This window comes from Komagataeibacter kakiaceti JCM 25156, assembly GCF_000613305.1.
In genome coordinates, this window is the sequence record NZ_BAIO01000102.1 from 1 (window position 1) to 6,697 (window position 6,697).

Here is a 6,697-nt window from a genome sequence, read left to right on the forward strand (position 1 = left end):
CCTCAGCGCCATCATACTCGAACAGCCCGCCGTGCTGGCGGAGGTGCAGGACGCCTATTGCCGCCTCGAGCTGCCCGCCGACCTCGCCGCCCTGCGTGAGGAACTGCTGGATATGTACGACGCGCGGGGCGGCCTGCCCGCGCCCGATGAACTGGCGGACAGCCTTTCGGCCGCCGGGCTGGACGATGTGTGCCAGCGCGTGCGTGCAACCCGTGGGCGGCGCACGCGGGGGCAGGCGGATGATGATGTTTTCGGCACCGATTCCCGCCATGAATGGTGGCATTTCTACGCGCTGCTCAATGTGGAACGCTTTGCCGCCGAAGTCCGCGCCGACACCGAACGCATGTGCGCCGGGCAGGTGGACGAGGCGGCGTGGCAGAGCCTGCGTACCCGCCTTCTGGCGCTCGATACGTTGCGCCGGGGCGGAAATGAAGGGGATGGATAGCGCGGAAAATTTAGGTGGATTGCACGAAATGCGCCGCGCCTGCCCTTGACTTCGGCCATGTTATCGACCACCTGCACCAGACAAATGCAGATGAAAACGGTATAATTGGCAGCATCCTGTTCTCCTGTTTACCAACGGGCGGAAAGGAAGCGTCAACTGCGTGCGGCCAGGTTGGGCACGCGCGCGTAAACGGATTTGCTGGGTGGGGATTGATCGGGCATGGCGACAAAGACAGCCACGGGTACGGACACGGCTTCAGGGGATCAGGATAACGATACAACCCTGCTGGACACCCGGTCCGGCGCCGTCAAGAAACTGATCGCCCGCGGCAAGGAACGCGGTTACATCACTTTTGACGAACTGAACGCCGTCCTGCCGCAGGATCAGATGTCTTCCGAGCAGATCGAGGACGTGATGGCCGCGCTGTCGGAAATGGGCATGCAGGTTGTCGAGAACGAGGATAACGACGACACCGAGGCCGCCCCCGCCGCCGAAACCAAAAGCGAGGACAGCACCGAGGAGGAGGAGAGCGAGACCGAGGAAGCCTCCGCCGGGAATGTCGATACCGAAAGCCTGGGCCGGACCGATGATCCGGTGCGGATGTACCTGCGCGAGATGGGGTCGGTCGAACTGCTCTCGCGTGAGGGCGAGATCGCGATCGCCAAGCGCATCGAGGCCGGTCGTGACGAGATGATCGGCGGCCTGTGCGAAAGCCCGCTGACCTTCCGCGCCATCATCTCGTGGCATGAGCGGCTCAAGGCCGGTGAGATGCTTCTGCGCGACATCGTCGATCTGGAAGCCATGCAGTCCGGCGGCAACGACCCCGCCGAATCCACCGAGGGCGAGGATGCCTTTGAGGGCGGCGAGGGCGCCGAGAACGACGAGGCCGAGGAAACCGACGGCGAGGGCGAAGGGGAGGGCGAAGGCGCCGGCCTGTCGCTGTCCGCGCTGGAAGAAAAGCTGAAGCCTGAAATCCTCGAGCAGTTTCAGGAAGTCGAGGCCCTGTACGCGGCGCTGCACAAGGTGCAGGCCGAACGGCTGGAGAAATTCACCGCGGGCGCCGACATCTCCGCCGAGGATGAAAGCCGCTACGAGCAGCTACGTCTGGAACTGGTGGGCAAGGTGCAGCAGGTACACCTGCATAATGCCCGGATCGAGGTGCTGGTCGAACACCTGAAGGAAATATTCCAGCGCCTGAACGGGCTGGAAGGGCGCATGCTGCGGCTGGCGGAAAGCACGCGCGTCTCACGCGATGACTTCCTGCTGAAATATCGCGGCCGCGAACTCGATCCCGGCTGGATGGACATGGCGTCCGCCCTGCCGGGCAAGTCGTGGAAGAACTTCATCGCCAAGCATGGCGAGACGGTGGCGCGCCTGCGCAACCAGGTGGCCGAACTGACACAGGAAACCGGCCTGCCTGTAGGTGAGTTCCGGCGCGTCTATGCCACCGTCTCGCGCGGGGAACGTGATTCGGCGCGCGCCAAGAAGGAAATGATCGAGGCCAACCTGCGGCTGGTGATCTCGATTGCCAAGAAATACACCAATCGCGGCCTTCAGTTCCTCGACCTGATCCAGGAGGGCAATATCGGCCTGATGAAGGCGGTGGACAAATTCGAATACCGCCGTGGCTACAAGTTCTCCACCTACGCCACATGGTGGATCCGTCAGGCCATCACCCGCTCCATTGCCGATCAGGCGCGGACCATCCGCATTCCGGTCCACATGATCGAGACGATCAACAAGCTGGTGCGCACCTCGCGCCAGATGCTGCATGAGATCGGGCGCGAACCCGCGCCGGAGGAACTGGCCGAGAAGCTGGGCATGCCGCTGGAAAAGGTGCGCAAGGTGCTCAAGATCGCCAAGGAGCCGATCTCGCTCGAAACCCGATCGGGACGAAGAGGACAGCCATCTCGGTGATTTCATCGAGGACAAGACTGCGGTCATCCCGCTTGACGCCGCCATCCAGACCAACCTGCGCGAAGCCACGACGCGGGTGCTGTCCTCCCTTACCCCGCGTGAGGAACGTGTGCTGCGCATGCGCTTTGGCATCGGCATGAATACCGACCACACGCTTGAGGAGGTCGGCCAGCAGTTCAACGTGACCCGTGAACGTATCCGCCAGATCGAGCCAAGGCGCTGCGCAAGCTCAAGCACCCCAGCCGAAGCCGCAAGCTGCGCTCGTTCCTTGATGATAACTGAGGTTCCATGTGCCGCCGTCCGGGACGGACCCGACGGCGGTGGAACACGGATCGGGGTGGAGATTACGTTCCTGTGCATGGATCGCCCGCCACCCGCGCATCCGCCCGCCCTGCCGGTGGGCTACGGGATCCGGCAGGTCGCGCGGCTGATGTGGGCTGGTATCGCGGCCTGTACGACGCGGTCGGGCGGGATTACTGCTGGTGGCTGCGCCGGGTCATGCCCGACACACAGCTTGCCCGCCTGCTGTCCAGCCCCGGCATTGGCGTGCATGTACTCTATGATGCAACGTGCCCGCCGGGTTCTGCGAACTGGACAGCCGGCACGGGCCGGATGTGAACATCGCCTATTTCGGCCTGCTGCCCGCATGGATCGGGCGCGGGATCGGGCGTGTCTTCCTGCACCAGATGGTCGCGCGCGCCTGGCAGGCCCGGCCTGCGGCGGTACGGGTCAATACCTGTTCGGCCGATCATCCGCGCGCACTGCCCACCTATCTGCGCGCGGGCTTTCGCAAGGTCAGGACCATTCATGAGGTCTGGGCCATTCCCGATACGCTGGGCCTGCCGCTGCCCGCCCGCCTGCGGGTGGCCTGAACCCGCGCGCAACTCCGCGGGGATGTACTTTTTCCTTGTGTAATGGCCGGGTTTGTGGTTCAACCCGCTCCTTCCCTGCCGGGTGTGTGGCATCATGCCCGGCTATACCCGCGCCTTTCGGGGCAACATGGCGGACCGTGTCCGTCCATGCGGGGTTGAAGTGATCCGAAGGGAGTACCAATGCCGTTGTATGAAATCGTGCTGATCGCACGTAACGACGTGTCGCAGCAGCAGGTCGAAGCCGTTGCCGATGGCATCGCGACCCAGCTTGAGGCGGAGTCCGGCTCCGTAAAGAAGCGCGAATACTGGGGCCTGCGCACGCTGGCCTACCGTATCAAGAAGAACCGCAAGGGGCATTACATGCTTCTGGGTCTTGACGCGTCTCCCGCCGCCATCAAGGAAATCGAGCGTCAGCTCGGCCTGAACGAAGATGTGCTGCGCGTGCTGACCCTGCGTGTGGACGAGATTGACGAGGCGCCGTCCGTCATCCTGTCGCGCAAGGGCGATGAGCGTGAGCGTGGCTTCCGCGGGCCCAAGCCCACGGGCCGGTTCGAAAGCGGCCGTCCCCGCCGCAGTTTCGATGACCGCGAGGAGTTCCGCGCCCGTAACGAGCGTGAAGAACAGCAGCGCGTCAGCGCCGAAGCGGAGTAAGAGCTGATGTCCGAATCTACCGAGATCAATCCCGCCGCCCGCCGCGTTGCGGTTGGCGCGCGTCGTCCCTTCTACCGTCGTCGCAAGTCCTGCCCGTTCTCCGGCCCCAACGCGCCGAAGATCGACTACAAGGACGTGCGCCTGCTGAGCCGCTTCCTGTCCGAGCGTGGCAAGATCGTTCCCAGCCGCATCACGCAGTCTCCGCCAAGAAGCAGCGCGAACTGGCCCAGGCCATCAAGCGCGCCCGTTTCCTGGCCTTGCTGCCCTACATTGTAAGCTGAGGGAGGCAGGAACATGTCCGCAGTAGAACTCATTCTGCTCCAGCGCGTCGAGAAGCTGGGCCAGATGGGCGAGATCGTCACGGTGAAGCCGGGTTACGCCCGTAACTTCCTGCTGCCCCAGGGCAAGGCGATCCGCGCCAACGCACATAACCGCGAGCGTTTCGAGCGTGAGCGCGTGCAGCTTGAGGCCCAGAACCTCAAGAACCGCGAGGAGGCCGAGCGCCTTTCCGAGCGGATGCACGGCCTGTCCGTCATCCTGATCCGTCAGGCCGGCGACAGCGGCAGCCTGTATGGCTCCGTCACCACCCGTGACATTGCCGAGGCGGCGACCAAGGCGGGTCTGACCATTACCCGCAACCAGGTTGTCCTGCCCGAGCCGATCAAGCAGCTTGGCCTGTATGACGTGCGCGTTGCCCTGCACCCGGAAGTGGCGATGCAGGTGACCGTGAACGTCGCCCGTTCCGAGGAAGAAGCGGAACGTCAGGCACGCGGCGAGGAAATCGGCGCCGAGCGTGATGACGAACCGACCGTGGCCGAGGAAGGTGTCGTGACCGAAGGTGAGGTTTCGGAAGAAACCGCCATCGAGGAAGCGCCCGCCGTCTGAGCGATCGGATACGCCGCCCGCAGGGGCGGACGGGAGCACGAAAGCCCGGAAGAGGAAACTCTTCCGCTTTCGCCGTTTCGGGGCTGCTGCGTTCCGCCTGTGGAGGGGTCGGGCAAGGGGAGAAGGCCAATGGTATCTGTACTGCTGGACCGGGCCTTTGAGCATTTCATGACCATGGGGCGGCTGGACGTCCGTTACCCCGATGGTGACAGGCGGGTCTATGCCGGTCGGGCCGGTCCCCGCGCGGGCATGTGGATCGCAAACCCTGCCACGGCCCGCGCCCTGCTGCTCGATCCGGCGCTGAAGGTGGGGGAAGCCTACATGGCGGGCGACCTCCTGCCGGTGGACTGCACGCTTTATGACCTGCTGCATGTGCTCATGCTCAATGTCATGGAGCGCAGCCCGGCGGGGGAGCGTGTTTTCTCATCCCTGCGCTACATGGCGCGGGCCTGGCTGCAGAACAACACCCTGCGGCGCGCCCGACGCAATGTCGCGCATCATTACGATCTGGACAGCAGGCTTTACCGGCTTTTTCTTGATGAAGACATGCAGTATTCCTGCGGTTACTTTCCCACCGGGAATGAAACGCTGGAACAGGCGCAGTCCGCCAAGAAGCACCACCTTGCCGCCAAGCTGCACCTGATCCACCCCGGCATGAGCGTTCTGGACATCGGCTGCGGGTGGGGCGGCATGGCGCTGACGCTGGCGCGCGATTACGGGGCGCGGGTGACCGGCATCACCCTGTCGGTGGAGCAGTTGCACATCGCCCGCCAGCGCGCGCGCGAAGCCGGGCTGGAGGGGCGGGTCAACTTCGACCTGCTGGATTACCGCGCGGTGGCGGGACAGTATGACCGGATCATTTCCATCGGCATGTTCGAGCATGTGGGGGTGGCCCATTACGGGCTGTTCTTTGACGCCATACGCCATGCGCTGAAGCCTTCGGGCGTCATGGTGCTGCATTCCATCGGGCGGGTGGAAGGGCCGGGCGTGACCAATCCATGGATTGACCGCTACATCTTTCCCGGTGGCTATTCCCCGGCGGTGAGCGAGGCGGTGGGGGCTGTGGAACGCGCCGGTTTATGGATGACGGATTGCGAGATCTGGCGGCTGCATTACGCCCGGACCATCGCCCACTGGCGCAGCCGGTTCGCGGCAAGGCGGGAACTGATCGCCCGGCTTTATGATGCGCGCTTCTGCCGCATGTTCGAATTCTATCTGGCGGTATCCGAACTGGCCTTTCGCGTGCAGGGGCACCTGAACTTCCAGCTACAGCTTACGCGTGAGATCGATGCCGTGCCCCTGGCGCGCGATTACATGATGGGTCAGAACCCCATATCCACCCCGCTGTGCAACAGTGCGGCCAGCGCATTTTACGGCGCGGCCGTGTTGCGGGCGTGAATGCGGGCCAGACGGTCGAATTCCGCAATATCCAGTGTCTCCGCCCGGCGGCTGCCCTCAATCCCGGCTTCGGACAGCAGGGCCTCGCCCCCCACCGCTTTCAGCGCGCCGCGCAGCATCTTGCGCCGCTGGCCAAACGCCGCCGCCGTGATCCGTTCCATCGCGCGGAACAGGGCCGCATCGGGCTGTTCGGCATGCGGGATCAGCCCGACCACGGCCGAATGGACCTTGGGCGGGGGAGAGAACGCCCCCGGTGGAATATGCATGAGCATGCCGCACCGGCAGGTCCACTGCGCCAGCACGCCCAGCCGCCCGTAATGGCTGGAACCGGGGGCGGCGCATATACGCTCGGCCACTTCCTGCTGGAACATGAGTGTCAGCCGCGTCCACGCGCTGGCCTGCCGCAGCCAGCCCACCAGCAGCGGCGTGCCGACATTGTAGGCAGGTTCGCGATGATCTGCCGTGGCGGGGGGCAGAGCGTGGTCAGGTCGTGGCGCATGGCGTCGGCCTCGATCACGCGCAGCCGGGA

At 64.5% G+C, this 6,697-nt stretch carries 4 protein-coding genes and 4 pseudogenes; 7 read left to right on the forward strand and 1 reads right to left on the reverse strand.

The genetic code is table 11. The features are described from left to right. The 7 genes and pseudogenes from JCM25156_RS22515 to JCM25156_RS07740 form a co-directional block, all read left to right on the forward strand. Window positions 1-445: pseudogene (locus tag JCM25156_RS22515) on the forward strand (DNA primase); the annotation flags it as partial. A gap of 219 nt (window positions 446-664) precedes the next feature. Then, window positions 665-2,362: an RNA polymerase sigma factor RpoD gene (gene rpoD, locus JCM25156_RS22520; RefSeq protein WP_277909411.1), complete on the forward strand. Its 1,698-nt coding sequence runs from the start codon at window positions 665-667 to the stop codon at window positions 2,360-2,362. 271 nt (window positions 2,363-2,633) lie between these two features. Further along, window positions 2,634-3,234, forward strand: a pseudogene (locus JCM25156_RS22525) (GNAT family N-acetyltransferase). A gap of 180 nt (window positions 3,235-3,414) precedes the next feature. Further along, on the forward strand, window positions 3,415-3,885 hold the full coding sequence (gene rpsF, locus JCM25156_RS07725) for a 30S ribosomal protein S6 (RefSeq protein ID WP_025812675.1): 471 nt from the start codon (window positions 3,415-3,417) through the stop codon (window positions 3,883-3,885). 6 nt (window positions 3,886-3,891) lie between these two features. Then, window positions 3,892-4,166, forward strand: a pseudogene (gene rpsR, locus JCM25156_RS27885) (30S ribosomal protein S18). A 13-nt stretch (window positions 4,167-4,179) separates the two neighbouring features. Continuing rightward, window positions 4,180-4,770 (forward strand): 50S ribosomal protein L9, encoded by a 591-nt coding sequence (rplI, locus tag JCM25156_RS07735; protein ID WP_025812676.1) that lies wholly within the window; start codon window positions 4,180-4,182, stop codon window positions 4,768-4,770. 129 nt (window positions 4,771-4,899) lie between these two features. Beyond that, a complete protein-coding gene (locus JCM25156_RS07740; protein ID WP_025812677.1) occupies window positions 4,900-6,168 on the forward strand; it encodes an SAM-dependent methyltransferase in 1,269 nt (422 codons plus the stop codon). On the opposite strand, the pseudogene JCM25156_RS22530 reads toward JCM25156_RS07740, so the two are convergent. After that, a pseudogene (locus tag JCM25156_RS22530) lies at window positions 6,141-6,697 on the reverse strand (ribosomal RNA small subunit methyltransferase A); the annotation flags it as partial. The gene JCM25156_RS07740 and the pseudogene JCM25156_RS22530 overlap by 28 nt on opposite strands.